At 56.4% G+C, this 3,144-nt stretch carries 4 protein-coding genes; 1 reads left to right on the plus strand and 3 read right to left on the minus strand.

Annotation, left to right across the window (positions count from 1 at the left end):
- Positions 1 to 572: 572 nt before the first annotated feature.
- Complete coding sequence (locus EV281_RS30925; protein WP_132658648.1) at positions 573 to 971, plus strand: hypothetical protein; 399 nt, start codon at positions 573 to 575, stop codon at positions 969 to 971.
- A 234-nt stretch (positions 972 to 1,205) separates the two neighbouring features.
- On the opposite strand, the gene EV281_RS30930 is transcribed toward EV281_RS30925, so the two are convergent.
- From EV281_RS30930 to EV281_RS30940, 3 genes are all read right to left on the minus strand, one after another.
- Positions 1,206 to 1,361 carry a hypothetical protein gene (locus EV281_RS30930; RefSeq protein ID WP_245508419.1) on the minus strand — a complete coding sequence of 52 codons (156 nt, stop codon included), beginning with the start codon at positions 1,359 to 1,361 and terminating at the stop codon, positions 1,206 to 1,208.
- Between the two features lie 358 nt (positions 1,362 to 1,719).
- Positions 1,720 to 1,971: a hypothetical protein gene (locus EV281_RS30935; RefSeq protein WP_132658650.1), complete on the minus strand. Its 252-nt coding sequence runs from the start codon at positions 1,969 to 1,971 to the stop codon at positions 1,720 to 1,722.
- Between the two features lie 759 nt (positions 1,972 to 2,730).
- Positions 2,731 to 3,144 (minus strand): Hint domain-containing protein (locus tag EV281_RS30940; protein ID WP_207896919.1); only part of this gene is annotated, 414 nt, incomplete at its 5' end.

A 3,144-nucleotide genomic window follows, 5' to 3' on the forward strand; every position in this document is an offset into this window, starting at 1 on the left:
GCGACAATCACGATGATACCGTCGCCGACGATCGCGACACCAGAATCTCATCCAGATTGTCGCGCTGATCTCATCCAGATTGTCGCCCTACACGCATTCGAGCGTTCCGAACCTCGGTCTATGGCCGCGCAGGCTTCGGATCAAGCGGCAGCGAGGCTCTATACGTCTCCGGGAGAAGACGTACGCTTTGCTGCACGTTCGTTGAATATGCCGACGGTCGCCAAGCCGCCAGATCCGTTCCCATGAATTGAAATCCACCGGCAGCATGACGATTTTGAGCCCGAGCATTTCGCCAAAGATGTTCGCCGGGGCACCACTCAGGTTGTCGGTCGAGCACAACGCGCGCCTCGCGATCAGGTGATCCGGTCGTGTCAACCCGTATTGAGCATCGATCAACAGAGCAGTTTTAAACGACTTTGAAAAAACCCGACGGGCCTTCCAGCGCGGGATCTTCAGGGACGCATGCCCTAGAAAATATAGGAGTAGATCCAATTTCTCTCCGTTTGCACCGTTTGGATCCTGTCGATATTAGGCCGCGGATATCACGTCAGATCGACACGAGAAGGCACATCATGCTCAAAGGACACGCCCTGTTTGCTGTAGCACTTGTGTTTGCGTCCACAGTCGCCGCTCAAGAAAATCCATATCCTGGGCGGCCCGGCTTGGCTTATCCCGAGGCCACGCCCGAGGAAACAGCCAGTTGCAGCGACCTTGAAAAGACGGTCAGCGGCTTTAACCCTCCAGTGGAGGAGCGCGTTGACCTGTGGGCCTCGGGGCCCATAACTATGGTGGAGACCGACAAGGTACTTTGGTATGTCGCGATCTGCGCCCTTCCAGGAGCGAGGGTTTTGTGCGTGACCTACTCAGAAAACGGAATGAAGGTCGGCGACATGGTCACAGTTCGTGGTGCTATGAGAGTCCAAGATGCACATCACATCGTGCTTGACCCGTGCCTTGCGTCTCGCGATTGATTTCACGGGCACAGGGCTTTTTGATCGAGACTGTAGATGGGGTCCCTCGACCGTCATCGCATCTGCGTCACCCGATATGATACCGCGGGCGGACTCGCGGTCGAACATTCCCTGTGTGACGGATACTGGCCGTTCCCCCGCTAACAGGACCGCACGATCGGAGCGTCTGTGGCATCCGTTTTCGGTAAATTGATGTGCCCGGCACCTAGGTCCGTTCGGACGAGGCGCATTAGGTCACTTGCGGTTCGAAAACTGCGGGGCCGGAATATGATCTTTCGAATCGGCGCGGCCGGTTCGCGGATCGACTTCCGTGACGCCGTCACCGGCCTCACGACTCCCGCCCATGTTGACCGGCGGGGCACGTTGCTCGTCGCTATTGATGTCCGGCATGGCATCATCTTGCCTGTCTTCGTTGAGAGACTTGGGCGGCAACTTTACGGACTCTGGTGTTGGCTTAGGCATTTCTGGTTCTCCTTTTGTAGGACAACTCAAGCGGCCTCGGGAGGTTCCCTGGTCTGATCCAGGAAGGGATGCAGGCAACCACATCGTCGGAGAGGTTGCCGAACGCGTCTCGGCGCATATGCGCGTCATTGAGTCTAGCCAACGTGAACGGACCTCGCTTCCAAGTGCCGCCGTCCGCAACTCCCCATCGCCAGTTCATCATCTGGTTCGGGGAAAGACCAAAGCGAAGCTACGTAGGCCACCCAAGTCTCGAGCAATGTAAACCGTGCGTCGGTGGCGATTGCGATCACTTGGCCTGATGAAGATTATCGAGGAGACACATCTCCAGCTCGTTACAAACGCTCACATAGTGTTCGTGAAGCATTCTGTCTTCGCCGCCAACGGTCCCATATTTTTCACGGCTCCTTAACGCGTCGCCATAGGTCTCAATTAGTTCGGTAAAGTAATGCGCCACCGATGCTTGCCGCTGCAGCTCTGGATATTGTTCCAGCAAACGTCTGAGGCCAAAATGAAAACTATCGGAAACAACCTCTTTCACTTCCCACCGCCTGTAACGCCGCCAACATTGACGTGACACCACGCCTGGCTCGCGGCGTAGAAACTATGGCAGTTAATAATAGTTCCAATGAGTTCTTGCTGTGGGCGGCGATGGCTCCCCCGACAAGTATTGAGCTTCCTGAAACGAAGCCTAGCCCGCCCACGAGGCGCCATCTTGGACGTTTTGGCTTGATCTGACACTGCGTCACCCCGCCCCATCGGAAATTGTGAGAGATTGGGGAAGAGAGCGGAGTAAAAAGCAACGGTCTCCGCTCTCGTGCCGATTGTGCAGTATCAGCTGGTGGAGCATAACCATGCCGTGCGGTTGGGAGTCTCGTGAAAAATGCGTGACACGTGACGCCCGTCACATCGCCGCAACCTTGGCCTGATTCTGATCCGATCGATCGGCGCCTTTCCAATTCCGTGCGAAGGACCTAGTTCGGATTGATCAAGATCAACAGCGTGCGATCAGCCGCGAGATCGTCATCCCCACAGGAGATATCGTCCAGGGCGTATAGATGAAGTTGTGAAGGGCAGACGAACCGGAATGAATCGCTGCTTTGATAGGGTCGGCAGGTGCGATGCGACCGGGTTCGATGAACCCGGCCGTGATGGCGGAGATGGCCTGATATTATTGCGGGGCCAGCGAGAAGCCTTCGCGGAGCGATGTGTGGCTCATGTAGCACAGGCGAGCCATCGCAGGACGCAGCGGAAGAAGTATGCCCACAGCCTGTCGGTATTCGACATCTAGTCGAGGGGCTCAGAGCGAGAGCTCTTTGGCTCGTGCGTTGATCTTCTCACAGGCATCCCCGAGCGGATCGCGCATCGGCACCAGTGGTGAGACGCCGAGTAGGAGAAGCGCTTTGAAATGCATCCAGCCGCCTCCCAGCACTGGCGCATAGGACGTCATCACGGTGCGTTCTTCGCCATAGAGACGCTTGTACTCGGCAAAATTGGCAAAGTTCTCGTGATTGCTATCCTTTAGATGGAAGGTTTCGGCGGCAGCACCTTCGGCAAGGATGACTTCATGCGTATCAAGCATGATGGCATAGTACTCGATCGACATGCCGTCGTCCGGAATGACCGGTGCGATAGTCGTGCCGTTCACGAGCTCCTTCACGCGGATCAAAACGCCGTCCAGAAACAGCGCATGGCCAGGCGACAGGTAGAGATC

This window comes from Rhizobium sp. BK418, from assembly GCF_004341105.1.
Classification (GTDB): Bacteria; Pseudomonadota; Alphaproteobacteria; order Rhizobiales; family Rhizobiaceae; genus Rhizobium.